The organism is Acidisoma sp. (assembly GCF_965199065.1).
Classification (GTDB): domain Bacteria; phylum Pseudomonadota; class Alphaproteobacteria; order Acetobacterales; family Acetobacteraceae; genus Acidisoma.
In genome coordinates this window covers 1341970-1363998 of record NZ_CBDAQN010000003.1, presented here as the reverse complement: position 1 = coordinate 1363998, position 22029 = coordinate 1341970, and the positions used below count along the sequence as shown (strand labels likewise).

General features: G+C 66.0%; 18 protein-coding genes. 6 read left to right on the top strand and 12 right to left on the bottom strand.

The window, feature by feature from the left end:
- Positions 1-2: 2 nt before the first annotated feature.
- The 3 genes from ACOEQ1_RS14445 to ACOEQ1_RS14435 are packed head-to-tail and all read right to left on the bottom strand — an operon-like array spanning position 3 to position 3165.
- The gene (locus tag ACOEQ1_RS14445) at positions 3-815 is read right to left on the bottom strand and encodes a carbohydrate ABC transporter permease (RefSeq protein ID WP_419759938.1); all 813 of its coding nucleotides are present in this window, start codon (positions 813-815) and stop codon (positions 3-5) included.
- Positions 815-1675 (bottom strand): carbohydrate ABC transporter permease, encoded by an 861-nt coding sequence (locus ACOEQ1_RS14440; protein WP_419759937.1) that lies wholly within the window; start codon positions 1673-1675, stop codon positions 815-817. The genes ACOEQ1_RS14445 and ACOEQ1_RS14440 overlap by 1 nt, the downstream gene beginning before the upstream one ends.
- 50 nt (positions 1676-1725) lie before the next feature.
- Positions 1726-3165 carry an extracellular solute-binding protein gene (locus ACOEQ1_RS14435; RefSeq protein WP_419759936.1) on the bottom strand — a complete coding sequence of 480 codons (1440 nt, stop codon included), beginning with the start codon at positions 3163-3165 and terminating at the stop codon, positions 1726-1728.
- A gap of 141 nt (positions 3166-3306) precedes the next feature.
- Here ACOEQ1_RS14435 and ACOEQ1_RS14430 point away from each other — a divergent pair, with 141 nt between their 5' ends.
- Positions 3307-4116: a MurR/RpiR family transcriptional regulator gene (locus ACOEQ1_RS14430; protein ID WP_419759935.1), complete on the top strand. Its 810-nt coding sequence runs from the start codon at positions 3307-3309 to the stop codon at positions 4114-4116.
- Between the two features lie 79 nt (positions 4117-4195).
- The gene (locus ACOEQ1_RS14425) at positions 4196-6655 is read left to right on the top strand and encodes a putative bifunctional diguanylate cyclase/phosphodiesterase (protein ID WP_419759934.1); all 2460 of its coding nucleotides are present in this window, start codon (positions 4196-4198) and stop codon (positions 6653-6655) included.
- A gap of 16 nt (positions 6656-6671) precedes the next feature.
- On the opposite strand, the gene ACOEQ1_RS14420 is transcribed toward ACOEQ1_RS14425, so the two are convergent.
- From ACOEQ1_RS14420 to ACOEQ1_RS14390, 7 genes are all read right to left on the bottom strand, one after another.
- Positions 6672-10124 carry an AAA family ATPase gene (locus tag ACOEQ1_RS14420; protein ID WP_419759933.1) on the bottom strand — a complete coding sequence of 1151 codons (3453 nt, stop codon included), beginning with the start codon at positions 10122-10124 and terminating at the stop codon, positions 6672-6674.
- Entirely contained in the window at positions 10124-11371 is a 1248-nt protein-coding gene (locus ACOEQ1_RS14415; protein ID WP_419759932.1) for a metallophosphoesterase family protein, read from the bottom strand. Before ACOEQ1_RS14415 ends, ACOEQ1_RS14420 begins: the two co-directional genes overlap by 1 nt.
- A 37-nt stretch (positions 11372-11408) precedes the next feature.
- A complete protein-coding gene (locus tag ACOEQ1_RS14410; RefSeq protein ID WP_419759931.1) occupies positions 11409-12545 on the bottom strand; it encodes a helix-turn-helix transcriptional regulator in 1137 nt (378 codons plus the stop codon).
- A 242-nt stretch (positions 12546-12787) separates the two neighbouring features.
- Positions 12788-14134: a UDP-glucose dehydrogenase family protein gene (locus ACOEQ1_RS14405; protein ID WP_419759930.1), complete on the bottom strand. Its 1347-nt coding sequence runs from the start codon at positions 14132-14134 to the stop codon at positions 12788-12790.
- A 112-nt stretch (positions 14135-14246) separates the two neighbouring features.
- Positions 14247-15230 (bottom strand): ADP-glyceromanno-heptose 6-epimerase, encoded by a 984-nt coding sequence (gene rfaD, locus ACOEQ1_RS14400; protein WP_419759929.1) that lies wholly within the window; start codon positions 15228-15230, stop codon positions 14247-14249.
- The gene (locus ACOEQ1_RS14395; protein WP_419759928.1) at positions 15227-16420 is read right to left on the bottom strand and encodes an AGE family epimerase/isomerase; all 1194 of its coding nucleotides are present in this window, start codon (positions 16418-16420) and stop codon (positions 15227-15229) included. The genes rfaD and ACOEQ1_RS14395 overlap by 4 nt, the downstream gene beginning before the upstream one ends.
- A gap of 9 nt (positions 16421-16429) precedes the next feature.
- Complete coding sequence (locus ACOEQ1_RS14390; protein WP_419759927.1) at positions 16430-17911, bottom strand: PfkB family carbohydrate kinase; 1482 nt, start codon at positions 17909-17911, stop codon at positions 16430-16432.
- Between the two features lie 202 nt (positions 17912-18113).
- Between ACOEQ1_RS14390 and ACOEQ1_RS14385 the strand changes: the two genes are divergently transcribed.
- The 4 genes from ACOEQ1_RS14385 to ACOEQ1_RS14370 all read left to right on the top strand — a co-directional run bounded on the left by ACOEQ1_RS14385 (position 18114) and on the right by ACOEQ1_RS14370 (position 21107).
- Complete coding sequence (locus ACOEQ1_RS14385; RefSeq protein ID WP_419759926.1) at positions 18114-18782, top strand: methyltransferase domain-containing protein; 669 nt, start codon at positions 18114-18116, stop codon at positions 18780-18782.
- 2 nt (positions 18783-18784) lie between these two features.
- On the top strand, positions 18785-20362 hold the full coding sequence (locus ACOEQ1_RS14380) for a flavin monoamine oxidase family protein (protein ID WP_419759925.1): 1578 nt from the start codon (positions 18785-18787) through the stop codon (positions 20360-20362).
- A 62-nt stretch (positions 20363-20424) separates the two neighbouring features.
- On the top strand, positions 20425-20760 hold the full coding sequence (locus tag ACOEQ1_RS14375; RefSeq protein WP_419759924.1) for a c-type cytochrome: 336 nt from the start codon (positions 20425-20427) through the stop codon (positions 20758-20760).
- 74 nt (positions 20761-20834) lie between these two features.
- A complete protein-coding gene (locus tag ACOEQ1_RS14370; protein ID WP_419759923.1) occupies positions 20835-21107 on the top strand; it encodes a hypothetical protein in 273 nt (90 codons plus the stop codon).
- Positions 21108-21150: 43 nt separating this feature from the next.
- On the opposite strand, the gene ACOEQ1_RS14365 is transcribed toward ACOEQ1_RS14370, so the two are convergent.
- Positions 21151-21369, bottom strand: coding sequence for a hypothetical protein (locus tag ACOEQ1_RS14365; protein ID WP_419759922.1), 219 nt, complete (start codon positions 21367-21369; stop codon positions 21151-21153).
- 160 nt (positions 21370-21529) lie between these two features.
- Positions 21530-21754, bottom strand: coding sequence for an ABC transporter substrate-binding protein (locus tag ACOEQ1_RS14360; RefSeq protein ID WP_419759921.1), 225 nt, complete (start codon positions 21752-21754; stop codon positions 21530-21532).
- Positions 21755-22029 lie beyond the last annotated feature (275 nt).

Genomic DNA, 22029 nt, shown 5'->3' with positions numbered 1-22029 from the left:
TCCTATCCCTTGAGTGAGCCGAAGGTCAGGCCGCGCACGACGTAGCGGCCCATGATCAGAAAGATGAGCATCGGGGGCAACATGGCGGCGACCGCCGCCGCACCGATATCGTTCCAGGTGATACCGGTATTGCCGAAGTAGCCGAGCGTGCCGATCGGCAGCGTGGCCGTGTCCTGGTCGCTGAGCACGAGCGGGAAGGCTGCGTTGTTCCAGGCGAAGACGAAAGCGAACATCGCCGTCACCACCAGCCCAGGTGCTGCCAACGGCAGGGTGATGTGCCAAAGGATCGCGGGCAGCCGCGCGCCATCGAGCGCCGCCGACTGCTCCAGATCGACGGGGATGTCGTCGAAGAAGCTCTTGAGCAGCCAAACCGAGAAGGGCACGACGACGGTCTGCAACACGAGGATCATGGCGAGATAGGTGCCGGTGAGCCCGACGGCGGTGGCGACGATGAAATAGGGGATGAGGAAGGCAACGGGCGGCGCCATCAGCAGGCCGAGATACCAGAGCATGAGGTTCCGGCGCCCACGGAACGTGAAGCGCGAGATGGCATACGCGGCGGGGATCGAAAACGGGAGGTTGAGGGCCACCGCGCCGCCGGCGACGATGACGCTGTTCAGCAACTGCCGCGCATTGGTGCCGGGGTTGATGAAGGTCTCGTAGAAGGCGGTCCACTGCGGCTTGAAGACGAGCGCGGGCGGCTGCGCGAAGGCGGCGTCGGGCGGCTTGATCGCGAGCAGGAAGAACCACAGGATCGGACCGATGAAGATCACCATCAGCAGCAGCAAGGCGAGATAGAGCCAGACCCGGCGCATCAGACGATGTCCCGGAACGCGAAGACCGCGAAGAGGGCGATGAGGATGTTGACGAGGATCACGATCATCCAGGTGCTGGCGCTCGACAACCCGATGTTGAAGTCGACAAGTCCCTGTTGATAGAGGTTGTAGGAGAGCGTGCGTGATGCCGAGCCCGGGCCGCCGCGTGTCAGGACAAGCACCAGATCGAAGAGGTTGAAGATCTGCATCATCCGCAGCGCCGCGACAAAGGCCATCGGCTTGCGGATGAGGGGCAGCGTCATGCGCCACAGGATCGTCCAGCCGCCGGCGCCGTCGATCCGCGCCGCCTCGACGATCTCGTCGGGAACCGAGAGCAGGCCAGCATAAAGCACGATGGCGCAGAAGGGCGTCCATTGCCAGATGTCGGCGAAGAGGATCGCCCACAGCGCCGTCGTCTCGCTGCCGAGCAAGCCTTGCGGTGGGATGGGCAGATGCGCGGTGCGAATGAGCCAGGGGATCAGGCCGCCCTGCGCGTCGTACATGTAGCGGAACAGGAAACCGGTGACGATTGGCGCGATGGTCGTCGGCATGATGAGCAGCGCGCGGCAGACATCGATGCCGACGAGCCGGACCGCAAGCAGATGCGCGATCGCCAAGCCTGCCGCCACCTCGATCGCGGTGCCGATCAACGCGATTTCCAGCGTGTGACGCAGTGCCTCGAAGAAGTCCGACTGCTCGATGGCGGCGCGGTAGTTGCCGAGCCCGATGAAGCCCATGGGCTGCGGGCTCATCTGGAGGTTCCAGAAGTAGAAACTGTTGCGGAGCGAGAAGACGAGCGGGAAGGCGACGAGCACCGTCAGCAAAAGCACCGAAGGCGCAATGAGAAGAAGCGGCAGCATCTGCCGCTTCTTCTTGTACGCCCCGCCAGTGGAGACGGCAGCGGACATCCTCAGGCCAGTGAAGCGATCAGCGCCTTGGTATTGGCGAGTGTGTCGTCATAGGACGGCAGCGCGTAGGGGATCATGTAGTTCCCCGTGAGCACGTTCTGGAACAGGCTGGAGGTCTGCGAGAGCGCGTCGCTGGGGCTCGAGTTGCCAGCGAGAACCCGGTTCAAGTTGAGGCCGTAGATGCCCTCCAGCGTCGTATAAACCGGCGCAGGCGGCCGTACCGCCTTCCCGTTGGCGTCTTTCAGCAGCGCGAGTTGCAGCGATAGATAGGGGTAGAGCTTGGCGAGCGCCGGATCGTTGTAGAGCGAGGTCCGCGAGAAATCCGAGAACTGATGCCCGTATTTGTCGACCTTCGCCATCGCGGTCTGGCCTTTGGCCGACGTCGCCCATTTGATGAACTGCCACGCATTGTCCTGATTTTTGGCAAAGGATGGAATACCGAGGCTCCAGCCGCCGGCGCTGATGACCTGGGGGTGCGCGGGGTCGTGCGGAAGCGTCGCAAAACCGATCTGGTCGCCGACCGGCGAAGGCTTGCCCGTCATGTAGCCGTCGCGCTGGGTGAGGTAAAAGTAGGGGGTCCACCAATAGAACATGCCGATGTCGCCGTGAGCAAACCGCATACCGGCGTCGAACCAGTTGAAGTTGATCGCCTCGGGCGGCGAGAGCTTGTAGAGTTGCTCATACATCGCAAGCGCCGCGACGTTCTCCGGCGTGTCGATGGTGGGCGTGAAATCCCATTTGCCTTCAGGGAACTCCTTGAACCACCGTACCCCCATGCTGGCCGCAAGCTGCGTATACATATGCACGATGGGCTGCGGCTGCGACCCGGCGACGACGGTGCCGAAAAGCTTCTTGCCGCCGACGGTGCTGCCGTTCAGTTTCTTGATCAGCCCGAGGTAGCTGTCCCAGGTGAAGGCGCCTGCATCCGGCATCGTCAGGCCGAGCGAGCTGAATGCATCTTTGCGATACATCACGCCCTGGCCGTAGGCCGCGATCGGCAGCGTCGCGAAATGTCCTCGCCACGTATTGAGCGAGTAAAGAACTTCGGGGATGAAGTCGTTGAGGTCGACGTCCTTGTCGCCCTTGATCATCGCGTCGAGCGGCATGATCCAGTGATTGTCGAGATACTGGCCGGTCCACATCTGATCGACCGTCACCACGTCGGCATCCGGCTTGCGGGCGATCGAGGATGAGACAAGCCGCGCCTGCAATGCATCGTAAGCGAGATTCTCGAGTTCGACCGTGATGCCGGTCTCGGATTCGAATTGCCCGGTCACCTCCCGCAATGAGTAGTAGAAGGGGTCGGCGACGACCAGCACCCGAACCGTCTTCTTGGGGGCCGCAATAGCCGGCCGCGCCAGGGGCGCCGCCGCCAAAGCCGCTCCCAAACCCGCCTTCATGGCCGAACGCCGGGTGATGCCCGCGGAAAATTCTGCCGACATGATGCTTCCTCACCGATTTGAAACGATTGGAGTAGCCGCCGCTCCAGAAAACTCTATGCTGATGGAGTAATGCTCCATGTACGGAGCAGGGTTGTCAACACGACATTCGCGGCATGGGCTAAAAATTGGGAGGAGGGCAAGGTGACGCCGTCGAAAGCCACCCCGCCGATCATTGTGCGCCTGCAGTCCCGGTTTGCGGAACTGCCGCCGGCGCTCGCGCGCGTGGCCAAGCACGTCATCAACTATCCCAGCGAAACGACCATGCTTTCGATCGAGGCGCTCAGCCGGGTGACCGAAAGCGGCCAGGCGAGCATCGTGCGGCTGGTCCACATACTGGGGTTCGAGAGTTTCAGAGCCTTCAAACTGGCGTTGGCCGCGCAATGCGGTGCTTCGGGCGGTAGGGGCGCAGAGGATACAACTGTCGACGAGGTCGACCGGCTCCGGCGCGAGATGTCCGAGAGCCTCGACGGCACCGGAACTCTCCTCGACAGAGCAGCGCTGCAACAGGCAGCCCAGGCGATCGTCCTGTCGCGGCACGTCAACATCTATGGCGGCGGCGTCTCGGCGATGGTGGGCGACATACTTGCCGCGAAGCTGCTTCGGGCAGGGATCTGGGCGCTCTCCTACGGCGACAACAATATTGGGTTGGAGGTTGTGGGGCCGGTCTCGCGGGATGCCGTGGCCATCGCCATTTCAGACACAGGAACGACCGTGGAGACGGTGCGGCTCCTGCGGGCGGCACGGGCTGCCGGCGCGATCACCATCGCGGTCACCAGCGGGCGGTCGAGCCCCGTCGCGGGCCAAGCCGACCTAGTTCTGCTGACGGCGCCGATTGCGCAGCCGCCCTCGCCGGGTTTTGTGACGACGCTCGTGGCCCAGATTTTCGTGGCGCAGGCGCTCGTGGAGGCGGTGGCATCATGGACCGTGCCGGGGATGGCGCCGGGACAGTGATCATCGTGCCGCCTGCTAGGATCACCTTCAGCTCAAACCCGTTAAATAATGGGTAAGATCGGTCGGTTAGCATGGCGGCATGGATCAGTCCCTGGACCCCGACGATGTTGGCCGAGGCGCTCCGCCCGCCGATGTCGCCGACCTGCTCCAGACAGAGGCTTTGATCCGGACCCTGTGCCGCCTGCCGATCGCGTTGGTTGCTGCTCTCGGCGTCGCGTTATCCGTCGGCGCGTTTCTGCTTTGCGCCTCGTGGGAGCACAGGATCGCCGAACTCAATTTCGCCAACAGCGCCCAAGCGCAGGTTTCGCTCATCAACACCGACCTGCAGGACGCCGCAAGCGTGCTGGACATCATCCGCGGCTATTACGAGACGGGCGAGGGTCAGGTCAGCCGCGGTGACTTCCTCCGGATTTCCGGGATCCTGCATGGTCGCTCGGTCGGGCTTCGCGACACTGGATGGGCCCCCCGCATCACCATGGCCCAACGACCGGAGTTCGAGCGCTCGGTCGCCGCATCTGGGTATCCCGGCTTTCAGATCCTCCAACGGGATAAATCGGGTCGCCTCGTTCACGTAGGCCAGCACGCCGTCTATTATCCCATTCTTTACGTAGATCCGACCTTCCGCGAGCCGAAGGTCATGGGGTTCGACCTGATGACCGAACCTACACGGGCGGTTGTCATCGGGCACGCGTTCCAAACGTCTAAGGCCGCTGCGACGCCCGCCATGGCTTTGCTCACCGCGCCGCGGCCTCGAAGCGGCTTCATGAGCTTCGTTCCCGTTTACATCCCAAGTGGCGGCAGCGAAGCCGGACGCATGCCGGCGGGAATGATTTTCGGCGTGTTCGAGATCTCCCCGATGATCGAGGACATCATCGCCGTCAAACTGCGCCTCGCGAACATAGACATCTATGTTTTCGACCCGGCCGGACCGGTGGGCGACCGCCTTATCTACTGGCGATCGGGAAGGTCGCACCAGGGGTCCGCACCAGCGGAGCAGGCTTTGCGCGCCCTGCCGCATTGGGAGGGCAAAGTCTCCATGTTCGATCAGAAATGGGGCGTGCTGGTGCTGCCGGCAGACGGCATGGCGAGCAGCCGAATGACCTGGACCGGAGTTCTGCCGCTTGCTGCCGGCCTGCTCCTCACCGCCATGATCGTCACTTACCTGGTGGTCTCGAGCCGACGCACCACCCAGCTGGAAATTCTGACCACGAGCCTGCGGCGTCAGACCGAGAAAATCGTCTATTTCGCGCGCCATGACAGCCTGACCGAGTTGCCGAACCGCCGCATGTTCTCCGAGGTCTTGCAGCATGATCTCGATCAGGCGGCCGAAACAAAGACAAGCGGCGCTCTGTTCCTGATTGACCTTGATCGTTTCAAGCCAGTGAACGACACGCACGGTCATCTCGCAGGCGACGTTGTACTGCGCGAGGTCGCCAACCGGCTCCGCGCCACCACCCTCAGAAGCGCGACGGTGGCCAGGCTGGGCGGCGACGAATTCGCAGCCATCGTGCGAGGTCATGAAAGCAGCGGCGACCTCGCAAAGCTCGCCCGGCGTATCATCTTCGCTCTCAGCGAGCCTATCCTCGTCGAGGCCGTCGTCGTGCAGATTTCGGCCAGCATCGGCGTCGCGATGTATCCGGCGGATGCGTCGGAGCTCGACGCGCTCGTCCATGCGGCGGATCTCGCGATGTATTCGGCGAAGCGCAAACACGGCGGCGGCTTTGCCTTCTTCGACCTGACGATGGGGATGGAGCTGCGAAGCCGGATGTCGCTCGAAGCCGATCTCCGGCAGGCGATCGCCAATGACGACATAGTGCCTTACTTTCAGCCGCTGGTCCGGCTTGACGATGGATCGGTTGTCGGTGCCGAGATTCTGGCGCGCTGGAATCATCCAGAGCAGGGCGTCATCATGCCGGAAAATTTTATTCCGGTTGCGGAAAGCGCAGGCCTGATGCCGGCGATCACTTACAACCTGCTACGCCGGGCTTGCGTCACGGCCGCCGAGTGGCCGCGGCACATGTTCATTGCGTTGAATATCGCACCCAGCCATCTCAAGGACCGGGCGCTCCCAAGTCAGCTCATTGAGATTCTGAACGAAACGAACTTTCCACCGCATCGGTTGGAGGTCGAGCTGACCGAAGCCGCGTTGATCGCCGAACCTGAGCTGACCAGAAGCAGCCTCGTGGCTTTGCAGAATGCGGGTGTCCGTGTCGCGCTGGATGATTTTGGAACCGGCTATTCCAGCCTCATGCATCTGAACCGGCTGTCTTTCGACGCCATTAAAATCGACGGGGCGATCGTGCGATCGATGCAGGAGGATCCGGCAAGCGCGAAAATCGTCGAAGCGGTCATCGGCTTGAGCAAACATTTCTCGGCGGTGACCACGGCAGAAGCCATCGAGACCGAGGGCGTGGCGCGGCTGCTGAAAATCCTCGGATGCGAGTTCGGCCAGGGGAACCTCTATGGTCCGGCGATGTCTTCGGAAGATATCGTGCAATTCCTGACGAACGACGTCCTTAGGATGGCGCTTCGTGATTAGAACGCGCGCGGGTTCCTTAGAGATCGCGGACAGACAGCGTGTGCGGATGCAGCGCGCGCTCGGCGATGTCACGCAGATGATCGTGGTGAGTGAAAAACAGAACCTGCGTGCGGCGGGCGATTTCGCCCAGGACCTTGAAGCCCGCATGGGCACGCCGGTCGTCGAAGTTGATGAACAGGTCGTCCGCCAGGAATGGCAACGCAATTCCCGCGTCGAGCGACTGTTCCAGCGCCGCCAGCCGCAGCGCGAGGTAAAGCTGGTCCGCCGTGCCGTCGCTCATGCCATCGATGGTGACGACGCTCGCGCCATCCGCCGACAGTCCCACCAGACGCGCGGGCTCGGTCTCCACGTCGATCTGGAGCGCGGAATAGCGGCCTAGCGTGAGGGCGACGAAAATCTCGCTGGCCCGGGCGAGGAGGGGGTTCTGCCGGCGCTCGCGGTAACGCTCGATCGCCCAGCGCAGCATCACCGCCTGGCTGCGTTTGATAAGGTAGGTCTCGGCCTCGGCCGCCATGGCTGCGCGCGCCTGTTCCGCATCGGCGGCGGCGAGTGCCGCATCGGGACCATGGTCGAGAGCCTGAAACCCGCGCCGCGCATCACCGACCCCTTGTGCAGCCGCCGCGATCTCGGCATCCAATCCGGCCAGAAGCCGTTCGAGCCGGTCGGTGTCGGCGGCGAGCCCGTCGGGGTCTACACCCATTGTCTCGGCGAGCAGTTGGTCCAGCGGATGCCCGTCGCCCTCGGCCAGGATCGTCTGTTCGATCCCCGCGATCTCGGCTCGTGCGGCGCGGACCATCTCGGCCTGCGCGATTGCCGCCGCGAGCGCCGTGGCGTCGGTCGTGCCGGCAATCGCCATCAGTGGCGCCAGCTGGGCCTCCGCGACGGTGATGAGAGCGGTGGCCTCCGTCTGCTCATCCAGCCGGCGCCGGAGCATCGCCTGAAGGCCCGTCACCACTTGCGCATCGGCGACGGCCTTCTGAAGCTGGCGGCGCAGCAGGTCGGCCAACTCCTGCGGCGAGGAATCGTCGGCCTCGATCCCACAGGCCTCGGCGAGGCGGCGCGCGTTGACCGCGAAAATCCGCTGGTTCTCGGCAATGCCCTCGATACGGCCGGCCATCTGCCGCGCCTGATCCATGAGACCCCGGAGTTGCTCGAACAAGGGCAGCCGTGTCGCGAGCGTCGTCCAGCCGGTGCCTGGAAGCCCGGCCTCGGCGGTGGCCCGCGTCCAGTCCGTCTGCCAGACCTCCGCACCGGCAAGGAGGTCGTCGATGGTCGCCTGCGCATTCCGCACGGCGGTTTCGGCGGCCTCTGCTTGGGTGCGCAACGTCTCCCGGCGCTTCCCGGCCGTCTCGGCGGCATCGGCCAGGCGCTGCACCGCATCCAGCAGCCGCTCGAGAGACTGGTCATCCCGCGCCTCGCTGGCGTCGGCGAGCACCGAGCGCAGACCACGACGAGCCGCCGCCACCACCACCTCGTCGGCCGAGAGCGCTTGCGCGGCTTCCTCGGCCGCTTCCCCCGCCCGGATTGCTTCCGCGTGATCCGCGCACCATTGGCGGGCGGCGAGCGCCGGGATGGCTGGCAGCCCGCTGCGTGCAAGGCGCGCATGCCAAGCGTCCGCGTCGCTCCGCCGCATGTCCTCCGCCGCCTTCAGCCGCGCCTCCGATTGGGCGATGTTCAGGCTCGCGAGAGCGATCTGGTCGTCGAACGCCATCAGACGCGCCGAGGCCTCGACGGTCGCAAAGCGTGTATCGGCGATGCCGTCCGCCGCCGCCATCGACCGCTCGAAGCTCTCCGCGGTGACGGCTGGTGCCGCGAGGGCCTCGCCGCCCAGCAGGTGAGCCCGCAGCGCCTGCCACAGCGCATCGCGATCGGACCGCGCCGCCTGCACCTGCTCGGCGGAGACGGCACGGCGTTCGGCGGCGAAGCGCGCCCGCTCCAACTCCAGCCGCGCCCGCGTTTCCCTATGCGTCTGGAGGGTGCGCGCCTCCTCGGCCAAACTTTCCGTCGAGCGCCGGCTGGCGAGTTCCGCCGCCTGGATTTCGGTCTCCGAAGGCAGCGCGAGCCCCGCCAGCGCCGCCACGTCACCTGTCCACGGGGCGAGGCGCGCCATGGCGGCGGAGACCGCAGCCGTGGCCCGGCGCAGATCCCGCTGTCGTTCGTCGAGCCGCGCCTCCACCGCGACGGCGCGCTGGCCCTCCCGCAAGGCGGCAGTCGCCTCGGGCGGCCATGTGATCGCGGGCGCCTCGGCCAAGGCAGCGCGAGCCCGGGCCGCTTGCCGTTTCTCCTGCTCCCATGTGCTGCGAATGGCGGCGAGCGTCGTCTCCGTCCGGCTACGGTCGGCGGCAAGGCGCTGCAACTCGCCGAGGGCAATGCGAGACGGGAGATGGTCCGCCGTCGCGAGTCCCACCTCACCCAGCAGACGGGCGATGTCCTCTTCCAGAGCCCGCAATTCGCGCTCGCGGAGCGGCCGATGGTCCGCGCCTTGCGCCGCAGCCCCGGCTTCGGCCACCAGCGCAATGATCGCGTCCTGCCGGTCCATGAGGCCTGCATCCACCGCGAGCCCCGCAAGCTGTTCGCGTAGCCTTGCAGCCTCCGCCGCTGCCGCTTCAAGCCGGGGGGTGGCGGCGGCGATCGCCTGCCGCGCCTGATCATGGATGCGGGCGTGTTCGGCGTCGAAGGCTGGAGGGGCGTGATCCTGGATGGCGGCGAGCAGCGCCGCGCGCCGCTGCACGGGCGCCGCCAGCCGCCGCAACCGCTGGATGCGACGAAGGTCGCCCTGCTGTGCGATGCGCCGTTCCTCGAGTGCCGTCTGCGCCGCCTCGAGCCGGGCAAGCTCATCCCGCGCCGATTTCCATTCCGTTGGGCGAAGCTGGGCGAGCTTGAGCGCCGCCTGTGCCGTTGCGAGGGCGTCCGCCGCCGGGGTGTAGCTGCGCGCCCCCTTGCGCACTGGTCCCCAGATCGCGTCGGCTTCCTTCTCCAATGCGACGAGTAGGCCTTGTACGCCTACAAGGCCCGATCCGGCGGCAAACAGGGCCTCCCCGACATCGTCCCGTGCTGCAAGGATCGCGCGACCCCCGTCGCGGAGGCGGTGATGGTCTAGGCTGTGCGAGGTGCGGAAGGCCGCCGCGGAAAAGCCCTGCAGCATCGTTGTCAGCGGGGACTCGCTAATGGGGGCCTCGGCCTCGTCCAGCAACGTGTCCTTGTTGCCTTTGCGCCGCCGCAGGGTGAGCGTCTGGCCGTCATGCTCCAGGGTAGCGCCAACCCTCAGTAACTGCGCGGCGAAGCGGAAGTCGTACGAGGTCGATCTAGGAAAACCGAACAACAGGTCGTTGGCCGCCGAAAGCGTGGTGGATTTGCCGGCCTCATTGCTGCCGAAGATGAGGTGGAAGTCCTTCTCGCCGCGTGGAAAGTCCAAGTCCGTGTCTGCGAAATGACCGTATCGGTGGAGGCTCAGCCGGCTGAAGCGCATCAGCTTGCGCGGCCCAGCCGGTCGGCAAGGGCCGATCTGGCAACGCCGAGGATGTCTGCCCAATCCCCTTGGGCTGCCGCCTCCAGAAGGCTGCCGCGCTCTGATCCAGGTATCCTGCCGAGAAAGATCGCAAAGTCCTTTTTCAGCGCCGCGATCAGCTCGTCGTCCACGTCGCCGAGCAGGCTGGCGATGTCATCCATGGCGGCGGTCACGGCTGCCGGTTGTGGCGCTTCGATGGCGCTCGTCCGCACCTCGACCTTCTCGATCCAGAGGTCGCCCGCGACTTCGGCGGCGATGCCACGGACATCGTCTCGCAAGCCGGCCGCCACATCCTGCAGCGCGCCATGCAGCGCCGTGCCGCCAGAGACGGTGACGCGCAGCAGCAGCGGACGCTCGTCGGCAAGGGTGTCCCGTGCCTCCCGGATGGCCGCCCGGATGCGGCCATGAAGCTCGGCCACGTCGGCGGTGCCCGTCGCATCGACCGTCACGCGCGCCCATCGCACCACGTCGAGCGGGATGGGCGTCAGCCGGGCGACCTCGCCATCCTCCACGGTGACGTGCACGACGCCCTTCGGCCCCTGCTCGCGGATGTTGCGGCCCTGGATATTGCCGGGAAACACGATGTAGGGCGCGGTTCCGATCACCGCATGGTCATGGACATGGCCGAGCGCCCAGTAGTCGTAGCCCTTGGCCGCCAGTTCCTGCGGCGTGCAGGGCGCGTAGGCGGCATGGGCCGCGTGGCCGCCGAGCGCCGTATGCAGCAGCCCGATGTTGAAGGCGCCGGGGATGGCGGCGGGGTAGCCTGCGGCGAGGTTCTCGAAGACTTCGCGCTCGGCGAAGCTGCGGCCGTGCAGGGCCACGCCGAGGTGCTCGATCCGATGGGTCTGGGCTGAGCGCGTGGCGAAGGTATGGACGTTGGCGATCTTCGGCAGGGCCTTGGTGATGACCGAGGCGGCGTCATGGTTGCCGGCGAGCAGATAGACAGGAATGCCGGCGCGGCCGAGCCTGCCCATGCCAGCGGCGAAGTAGAGTCCCGTGCCCATGTCGCGCCAGTCGCCGTCATAGAGGTCGCCTGAGATCACGAGGAAATCGATGCGGCGGTCGATTGCCGTTTCGATCAGCCGGTCGAAGGCGGCGCGGGTGGCGCCGCGCACCTCGTCCACTGGCACGCCGTCATAGCGGGCAAGGCCGTGCAGCGGCGAATCGAGATGCACGTCGGCGGCGTGGATGAAGGAGAAGCTGCCCAAGGCCCGTGCCGTCCGATCACGATGACATGGGCGGACCCTAGCCTATGCGGCGTGGCGTGTCAGGGCCGGGCAAAGCGGAAACCTCGGCGATGAGCCTGACGATGTCCACCTGCCGGCGCACGCCCAGCCGGCCCGAGATCGACTGCACCTGGGAGCGGACGGTGGCGAGAGCGACGCCGTGCCGGTCCGCGATCTCGGCGGTGGTGAGGCCTGTCGCCATGGCGGCGGCGACGCGCTGTTCCGCGGGGGTAAGGGCGAAGATCGCCTGCAACCGCCGCTGCAGGTCCGGGCGCTCGGCATCCGGGTCGGAAACCCAGGCCCAGGCGCGGCCGCGGCCGGCGCTGCCGAACAGGGTAGCGGCAGCGGATAGTGGGCAGGCGCTGAGTAACCAGTGACCGCGGGCACGGGGAACGCGCATCTCCCCCGCCAGCCCTCGCTCGGTCGTGCAGGCCCGCAGGATGGCGTCCAGCCGGTCGGCGGCGGTGCGGTCGACGGCAGCGAGGCGGCCATGGCTGAGGAGCAGCCCATCCCGGCCAGCAAGTATTGCATGCCCTGATGCGTTGGCATTCAGGATGCGGCCTTGGCCGTCCAGAAGAAACAGACCGGCCGCGATCTGGTCGAGCATGGCGACCGGCCACCCGGGCGCCGGCACAGAGCCGAGATGTTTCGCAAGCCGCACTGCTCGCTGGAGATGCGGGAGGATGCGCTGATAAGATTGCACGACTGTATCTTCAAAGAGGGCGGCGCCAGGGGCACGGAAGAAGGCCAGGAAAGGTCCCGCGCCCGCGGCCGCACCTTCGGGTCGCGAAGATGCAAGACTGGCGGAAAGGATTTGCGCGACGCCGTTGGGAAGGCCCAGGTCGTTGTAGACCTCCGAACCGAGCCATGCCTCTTCGCCGACGAGATCGCGCTCCCGCACGGCGCGGCCCAAAATGGCCGCCGGATTCCGCAGGGCTGCCTGGAGGGTCGGGTCCAATTTGTGGTAGTGAGATGCGTAATCGTTGCAAACCTGCGTCGAAATGCCGTCGAGCGCAAGGAACTCCTGCCCAGCCGGTGAAGGCCGGAACATCCAGAGGGCTTGGGCACCGAACGCGACCTTGAGCCGCGCCGCGACCTCGCCCCAAAGACCGGGTTCGACGACGGTTTCGTAGATCAATCCGACGAGGTCGTCCATGCAACTCCCTGTTGCCGCAGGACATGGCCGCACATTGAACGGGCCGCTTACGTACTAATAACCATTTTTAAACGACTTCATCAATCCCGATGATGCAGTCGTGCCCAGCCCGTATGGGAATCGAGACCTATGCCGCCCGGCCTTCATCGGGCTCTGGTGCCGCAACGCCGCCCGCTCTTTACGGAGAGCGGCGGTTCGGAGCCTGCATCGACACGCTCATCAGCTTCATCTGATGCGGCGGCCTAGGCGGCGCCGCGCTTTTCCTGGGTCTCGGCCGGCGGCAGCGCGCGCCCGATCGAGCCGTAGCTGAAGCCCGCCGCCCGCATCGCCGCGGGGTCGAAGATGTTGCGGAGGTCGACGATCACGCGGCCCCGCATCAGCCCCTTCAGGCGGGCAGGCGCCATGGCGCGAAATATGTTCCACTCGGTGACGACGACCAGCGCGTCGGCGTCCGTTACCGCCTCGATCGCGTCGCCGGCATAGACCACGCCGGGCGGGAGGTGCGGCTTCGCCTGCTCCATGCCCTCGGGGTCGAAGACGCAAACCTCGGCGCCGTCCTCCACCAGCCGGCTGACGATGGGGATGGAAGGCGCGTCCCGCATGTCGTCTGTCTCGGGCTTGAAGGTGAGCCCCCAGATGGCGATGCGCTTGCCGCGTACGGAGCCGCCGCAGGCGAGGACGACCCGCCGCGCCATGATCGACTTGCGGCTGTCGTTCACCGCGACAACCGTCTCCACGAGGCGCTGCGGCGCGCCCGCATCCTGCCCGATACGGGCCATGGCGAGCGTATCCTTGGGGAAGCAGGAGCCGCCGAACCCCGGACCCGCATGCAGGAACTTGCGGCCGATGCGACCGTCGAGCCCCATGCCGCGGGCGAGATCGTGCACGTCCGCGCCCACCCGCTCGCAAAGGTCGGCAACCTCGTTGATGAATGTCACCTTCATCGCCAGGAAGGAGTTGGCGGCGTATTTGGTGAGTTCGGCGGTCTCGATAGAAGTCACGACCATCGGCGTCTCGATGAGGAACAGCGGGCGGTAGAGCGTGCGCAAGACCTCCTCGGCGCGCTCGTTCTCGACGCCGATCACCACGCGGTCGGGCCGCATGAAATCGCTGATGGCGTTGCCCTCGCGCAGGAACTCGGGGTTTGAGGCGATGTCGAAGTCCAGGTCCGGGCGGACCTCGCGCATGATCTCGGCGACACGGCGGCCGGTGCCGACCGGCACGGTCGACTTGGTGACGATGACGGCGTAGCCCTTCAGCCGGCGCGCGATCTGCTCCGCCGCCTGATAGACATAGGTGAGATCGGCATGGCCGTCGCCGCGACGGCTCGGCGTGCCGACCGCGATGAAGACGACCTCGGCGCCGTCCAGTCCCTCGTCCAGGCTGCCTGTGAAGGAGAGGCGGCGGGCAGCGACGTTATCGGTGACGAGCCGGTCGAGGCCGGGTTCGAAAATCGGGATGCGTCCCGCCTGCAGGGCTTCGAGCTTGCGGACATCCACCTCGACCACCACAACCTCCATGCCGAATTCGGCAAAGCAGGCTCCGGACACAAGGCCGACATAGCCGCCGCCGATCATTGTCACTCGCATGGACAGGCTCCTTCAACGCATGAGCGATTCAGCGCCATAACAAAGCGGGCGGGCGAAAAAAAGGCGGCGCACACCCGCGCCCGCGAACGTGACGTGGCGCGACGTGGCGCGGTCACCGATACTGATCGGCGGCGTCGAGATGTTTGCCGACGAAGTGACCGACGGCCGCTTCCAGTTCCATCGCCGGCCTGTTGTAGCCGGCAGCGCGGAGCCGGCTCACGTCGGCCTCCGTGAAGTATTGGTAGCGCGCCCGCATCGCGTCCGGCATCTCGACGAAGCGGATCCGCCGCTCCAGCCCGAGAGTGTCGAAGACTGCTCCGACGAGGTCGAGGAAGCTGCGCGCCTTCCCGGAACCAAGGTTGAGCAGTCCCACGTATGCCGTCTTGTCCAGTAGCCAGAGGACGACGTGGTTGATGTCCGCCACGTAAATGAAGTCGCGCAGCTGCTCGCCATCAGCGAACTCCGGGCGATAGCTTCGGAACAGATCGACGGTCTCGCCGCGCCTGATCGCCCCGAAGTACTTCGAGACGAGGCTCATCATCGAACCCTTGTGATATTCGTTCGGTCCGAAGACGTTGAAGAATTTCAGGCCGACGCATAGCGGCGGCAGCGCCTGGCCGTTCTCCCGCCGCGTCGCCACCACCTGGTCGAAAAGGTGCTTGCTCCAGCCATAGAGGTTGAGCGGCCGCAATGTCTGCAGATGGTTCAGGGTGAGATCGTCGTCGAAACCCTGCTCGCCGCCGCCGTAGGTCGCGGCAGACGAGGCATAGATGAGCTTGACGCCGCGCGCGGTGCACCAGTCCAGCAGCTGCAACGACGCGCGGAAGTTGCTTTCGATGACCTCATCGCCGTCGACGGCGAGGGTCGATGAATTGGCGCCCATATGGACGACCGCCTCGATATCGCGATGTTGATCGAGCCACGCGAGAAGTTCCCGCGGCGGCACGATGTCCTGCAGCGTCCGTTTGCGCAGGTTCTGCCATTTACCCTCGAGGCCGAGCGTGTCGCACACCACGACATCGGTCCTGCCGGCGTCATTGAGCGCGGCCACGATATTGGAGCCGATGAAACCGGCTCCGCCCGTCACGACGATCATCCTCTTGATCCCAGCTCGCTGTTGGCCGTCAGCAATTGATTTGTGAAAGTAATGGATTGGGTCAGGTGATAGAGGCTGCTCGCAGGGGCCGCGTCGCGCGTGAAATCTCCGGCAGCTGTCCGCCGCTCCAGCCACAACCCGGGCGGCGCCGGCAGGATGTAGCTGTCGAGCACCGCGAAGGCGTGCAGAACGCGGTCGGAATTCGCATCGGGGCGCAGAAGCTCCGACTTGAGTCGCTCGGTCTGCGGCCACAGCCTTTGGCCCAAGGCGCGCGGGGTGCCGTCGCTCCACACCTCGTCGCTGAGCGCGCCGGTCTGCGGGTGGACGCCGTGCCGGTCCACGAACCGCGCGAGCTGAAGGCTGGCCGCATCGGCATTCGGCACGCGAGGACGCCCCGCTTCCGCTCGCCGGCGCGCGTGCCAGTCCAGCAGCCAGACCCACTCGCAATGATGCCCAGGCTCGACGACGAAACGTCCCGCCTCCCGGTGCGGCACCAGCGCCTCGTCGAAGTATTCGGGCAGGGCGCCCTCCGCCGGCTGGAACATCCGCGTCAGGAAAAGATCGACCAGCCCATCGGCGCGATCAAGGAAAGGGTCGTCGCCGAACACCTCGGAGGCCGCGAGGCACGCCTCCAGCAGATGCATATGCGGGTTCTGACGGCGCGGCAGGCTGGGCGGCAGGCTCTCGCCGTAACCCCCGGCCTGGTGGGGGAACACGTCGTGCAGGTAGGCGTCCAACGCCCGCGCCTCCGCGGCCAAATCCGGGCTCGGCAGCACCCGCATGGCCGAGGCGAGCGCCAGCAGCACGAAGGCATGGTCATACAGGTCACGCCGGGCGTCGACGACACAGCCGGAAAGGTCGAACCGCCAGCGATAGCCGCCGCCGGGATCGAAGGCATGGCGCCGCAGGTAGTCGAGGCCGAGCATGACCGCCTCGGCGGCGCCCGGCAGCCCGGCGGAGGCAGCCTCGCTGAAGACATAGGTCTGGCGCGTCACGACGCGAAGCCGGCGGAACTCCGCCGCGCAGTCATGCCGGTCGAGCGTCAGGTGCTCGTGGAAGCCGACGGCGCGCCCGGACAGGTCCCGGTCGATGCCGCGCGCGAGCCAGAACGGCCAGGCAACTTCCCGGAGCCACGCGACCGCCCGCGACGACGCCGCGGCGACCTCGGGTGAAAAGACGCTGGGTGCCATGATTTCGATCTAGATCGTCTCCGCCGCCGCCATACGCTTGATCATCAGCGTCGTGCTGGTGTTGGGAAGGTAGTCGATGAGTTCGACCCGCCCGCCATAGGCCTCGACCTCGTCACGGCCCACCACCGTCTCCGGGCGGTAGTCTCCGCCCTTGAACAGCACGTTGGGCCGCAACGCGCGGATGAGTTCGAGCGGCGTGTCCTCGTCGAACAGGATCACCGCATCCACCGCTTCCAGCGCCGCCGCCACGGTCATGCGCGCGACCTCGTTCTGCACCGGGCGGCCTGGACCCTTCAGCCGCTGCACGGAGGCATCCGTGTTCAGCGCCAGCACCAGCCGGTCGACGCGGTTGCGCGCTCCGGTCAGGGTGAAGATGTGGCCGGGATGGAGAAGATCGAAGCAGCCGTTCGTGAAACCGACCGAGAAGCCCTCGCTCTGCCAGGCGCCGACTTGGCGTTGCAGCGCCTCCGTCGCCGAGAACAGCTTGGGCGAGAGCCGGTGTTCCCGCCGGTGCAGCAGCATCTCGGCGAGTTCCTCGGGGTTCGCCGCCGCCGTGCCCTTCTTGGCGACGGCGACGCCCGCGGCCGCGTTGGCGATGCGCGCCGCATCCCTTAGTCCGGCGCCCGCCGCGAGCGCCATGCCGAGGGCCGCCACAAGGGTGTCGCCCGCGCCCGAAACATCGGTGACGCGGCGCGCGACCGTCGGGAAGCAGGCGACGGTGTGTCCGGCCTCCACAAGCTGCACGCCGAACTGGCTGCGCTTGACGACGATGGCCTCGCAGCCGGACAGGGCAGTGAGTTCCGCCGCCGCCTGTTCGATGGCCGCCTCATCCTGCGGCACCGTGCGGCCGAGCGCCGCCGACACCTCATGCAGATTTGGCGCGATGACCGAGACGCCGCGATATCGCCCGAAGTCGCGGCCCTTGGGATCGACCACCACGGGAATGCCGAGAGCCGCCGCCTCCGCCGCGACTGCCGCAATGAGCGGCCGCTGGAGAACACCCTTCATGTAGTCGGACAGGATCACGACATCCGCGTCGGCGACGCTTGCCACGGCTCGCTTCACCAGCTGGCCGAGCACGTCGGCGCCCGCCGGGGTCGTGACCTCCCAGTCCAGCCGCAACAGGTGCGTGTTGAACTGAGGGTTGACGAGGCGGACCTTCAGCGTCGTGGTCCGCTGCGGATCGGACACGAGGTCCGCCGTGATGGCGGGGTAGCGGGCGATCTCCTCGGCGAGTTCGCGCGCGATCGCATCCGTGCCGCAGAGCCCGATGAGCCGGCACCGCGCACCGAGCGCCACGACGTTCACGGCCACGTTGCCGGCGCCGCCCAGCATCTGCTCCTGCCGGTCCGCGGCCAGAACCAGAGACGGCGCCTCGGGCGAGACGCGCTCCGTCCGCCCATAGATGAAGCGATCGAGCATCACGTCGCCGACGACGAGCACGCGCTTCCCGGACATGGCCCGCAGAATGTCGGCAATGGGCGTCGTCATGGGAAAACTGCTCCTCCGTTGGCACCCTGATATGCCGAACGGGTCCAGAATCAAGCGCGATCGAGGCCGCGGACGAAGGCGTGGCGAGGGCTTCGCCTTGACCGCCCTGCCGAGGCTTGCCAGAAGGCCAGTAACCGGAGGGCATGCGCAGGCGTGGCAGCAGACCTCGAAAGTAGTAGGGTTCAAGAGGTGGATGCCGACTATGCAGATAGCTGAGCTGCCGGTATCCGGCCCGGACCTTCTCGATCGCGCTTTTCGCGCTTTGCCGCCCGGCGCCCGCGTCATCGACTACGGCTGCTACAACTGGACGGCCGCCGCCAATGCCGCGAAAGCCGGCCGCGACGACCTCGAGCATATCGGCATCGATCTGCACGCCGAGCCGCCCGGCCGTCCGCGCGGCGCCCGGTTCAGCCTGCTCGCCGCCACCGGAGCGTCCCTGCCCGAGGGCAACGCGGACCTGGTGGTCGCCGCCAACGTGCTGGAGCACTGCATCGACGCGATCGGTGTGTTCGGCACTCTGATCGCCGCGGCAAAACCCGGCGGCCTCGTCTATCTGGAGGCGCCGAGCGAGTTCACCCTGTTCGAGAAAAGCGATCCGGATGTGGAGGGGCAAGGCTATAGCAGCTTCTGGGACGACCCGACCCATGTGCGACCCTGGCCGCCCGCAGCGCTCTACCGGCTCGGGCTTTCCTACGGCGCCCGGCCCGAAGCCTGCCACTACGCCTTCCGGGCCGGGCTTCACAGCGGCATCGCCCTGATCCGCCGTATCGATCCGGGTCCGCCGCGCTACCGCTACGTGTCGTTGACCGACTGCCCGCGCGGCGTGGATGCGGCGCTCGCCCACGTCGGCCGGGCTGCCACCGCGGACTGAGCATGCCTCAGCCAAGACGCCGCGACCTCCTTTCCATGATTGGCGCGGCCGGCGGCGGCTCAGCGCTCTACCTGGCGATGACGGCCATGGGACATGCCCAGGCGTCCGATTATGGCGGCCCGGTCCAGCTCGATGGCCGGCCGTCGAAAGCCTCCGTCCTTATCCTGGGTGCGGGGATCGCGGGCCTCGTCGCCGCTTACGAGCTACGTCGGGCGGGCTATCAAGTGCAGGTCCTGGAGTATAACGACCGCGTCGGCGGCCGGACCTGGACCATCCGCGGCGGCGACACCTACACCGAACTGGGCGGCGCGCGTCAGCAATGTGACTTCGCGGAGGGGCTCTACCTCAACCCGGGTCCCTGGCGCATCCCCTACCATCACCGCGCCTTGCTCGACTACTGCCAGCGGCTTGGCGTGCCGCTGGAGCCCTTCATTCAGGTCAACAACAACGCCTATCTGCACGCGCGCGGCGCATTCGGGGGCCAGCCTCAGCGCTACCGGGCGGTGCAGGCCGATTATAACGGCATGATCTCGGAGCTTCTGGCGAAGGCGGTCAACGCGGACAAGCTCGACCAGCTCGTATCTAAGGACGATGCCGGGGTCCTGCTCGACGCTCTGCAGGATTGGGGCGCGCTCGACGACGACTTCATCTACCGGGCGGGGTATGACGCCAGCGAGCGCCGCGGCTGGACGAAGCCGCCGGGTGGGGGGCTCTCGGCTGAGCCGATCGCCTCGACGCCGCTCAACCGCCAGGACCTGCTGACCTCGCGGCTATGGCGAAGCCTGGGCGTGTCGCTCGACTACGACTACCAGACGACCCTGTTTCAGCCGGTCGGCGGCATGGACCGGATCGCGCAGGCCTTCAATCGTGAGGTGGGCGACCTCGTGCAACTGCGCGCCAAGGTCACCGCCATCCGGCAGGACGACGCGGGCGTCAGCGTCGTGTGGCAGGACACGGCGACGCAGGCGATGCGCCAGACGCGCGCCGACTGGTGCCTGTGCACGATCCCGCTCTCCATCCTGAGCCAGATCGAAATGAACGTCGGTGCCCCGATGGCTGCGGCGATCGGAGCGGTGCCCTATGCGGCGGCCGTCAAGATCGGCCTGCAGTTCCGCCGCCGCTTCTGGGAGAGCGATGAGAGCATCTATGGCGGCATCAGCTTCACCGACTTGCCCATCTCCATGATCGGCTACCCAGCCGCCGGCTACTTTTCGAACGGACCCGGCGTTCTGCTGGGTGCCTACAGTTTCGGCCCCTTCGCCTACGAGTTCACCTCGATGAGCCCGGCAGACCGCATCCGGAAGGCCCTCGAATGTGGCGCGGAGATCCATCCGCAGTACAGGCAGGAGTTTCAATCTGGAATGGCCGTGGCCTGGCACCGGGTGCCGTCCAACCTCGGTTGCTATGGGCAATGGACGGAGGCCGCTCGTGCCGAGCACTACAAGAACCTTTGCGCGATCGACGGCCGGATCGTGCTGGCGGGCGAACATGCCTCCTATATTCCAGCCTGGCAGGAGGGTGCCGTGCTGTCATCGCTCGACGCTATCAAACGTCTGCACGAGCGGGTCATGAAGGCGTGAATCGCCTCGTTTTTCTTTTGGCGCTCGCGATCGGAAGCCCAGCCGCGAGGGCTCAGACCCCGATGACGCCCACGTTTGGGAGCCGTGCGCACTTCACCGAGGAGGGGGGCGCTGCCGTCTACGCCGCTGTATGCGCCGCCTGTCACATGCCGGACGGCCGTGGTGCCAGCGGCGCGGGCAGCTATCCCGCTCTGGCGCGGAACCCGGACCTCGCAACTGCCGCCTATCCCATTGCCGTGGTGCTGCTGGGGCAGAAGGCGATGCCAAGCTTCGCCGAAACTTTGTCCAACCAGCAAATCGCCGAAGTAATCGGCTATTTGAGAACCCATCTCGGAAACAATTATACTGGAGATGTCACCGCCGCCGAGATAGCCGCCGCCCGGGTTTCGAAAAATTGACCGGTGCTGAAGCTTGGTTAATTCGTGCTTCATCGCCACATCTTGGATCGGCTCAAACACGGTGGAACTACTAAATGAAATTGCGCACGATTATCGCTGCTGGCGTGCTGTTACTGGCGCCGTCGGCATTCACGTCGAGCTTTGCCCAGAGTTCGGGTGGTGGCTCGGACGTACCACCGGCAACAACTCGGTCTGCGTTCCCGGGGCCGGCGATCAAGGGCGGCAAGGTCGTCAGCAGCACCACATCGCCCACGAGCGGGACCGGCGGTGGCGGCATGTCCAGCAAAGGCGGCGTGAAGCCTGGCGGACAAGACCGCAAGTCGGCAATTCCGCAAAGCGCCCCGTAAGTTAAGGCTCGGCCGCCGAACCCGAGTGGTTCGGCGGCATCCGTTACACCCAATACCGGTCTTTGATGTTGCAGCGGTTGGAACGGATGTTGACGTTTTGGAAAATTGGCAGCACCGGCAGATCGTGCCGGATGATGGCCTGGATTTTCTGGTAGATCGGCCTACGCTGCGACTGCTCAAGCGTCGCCGCCCCTTGCGTTGGCAGCATGTCGACCTCCGGGTTGCTGTAGACGAAAGTATTCTGGCCCGAGCCACCCCTCATCGGCGTTGATGTGCTGGCGAAATAGCCCGTTGACGATAGGTTGACCATTCATGAAGTCGTTGGTGGAAATCGCAGTATCGTAGTGCGACTATATCAGTGATCACCCCACATCACCGCGGGCGGAAGATTGTCGATCTTCATCTCGATACCGACATCTGCATTAGCTGCTGCGCCTGTTCCCGCAGATGACAATTGTGAGGTGCTGGACCAGCTCATGTCCCGCCTTGCTGAAGGCAGGAAAGTTCTTGTCGCTGATGAGGTCGATGGTGAACTTCACGTCGTCTGCAGTGAACGGTGTGCCGTCGTGCCGGGTCACATCCGGCCGCAGCTTGAGCCGCCAATGCGGCCCGTCCGTGGAAACGCCGCCGTTTTCGGTGCTCGGCACTCGGCCACCAATCCGGGCACGAAATTGCCTTTTGGGTCGACCGACCGAAGCGGGCTGAAGAGGTTCATGTAAACTCCCTCATCCACCTCGATGTGCAGCAGCAGCGGGTTGTATACCGTCGGCTCCTGCGAGATCCCGGCAATGATCGTCCCGCGGGGCTTGTTCGGCGGCGTAGTCTGCGCATGCGCCTGGGGATGAGGCAGGAGTGGCATGGCGCCGGCCCGCGAGCGCGGTGCGTATCAGCCAGCGGCGGGAGAGGCGAAAGTCCGTCATCC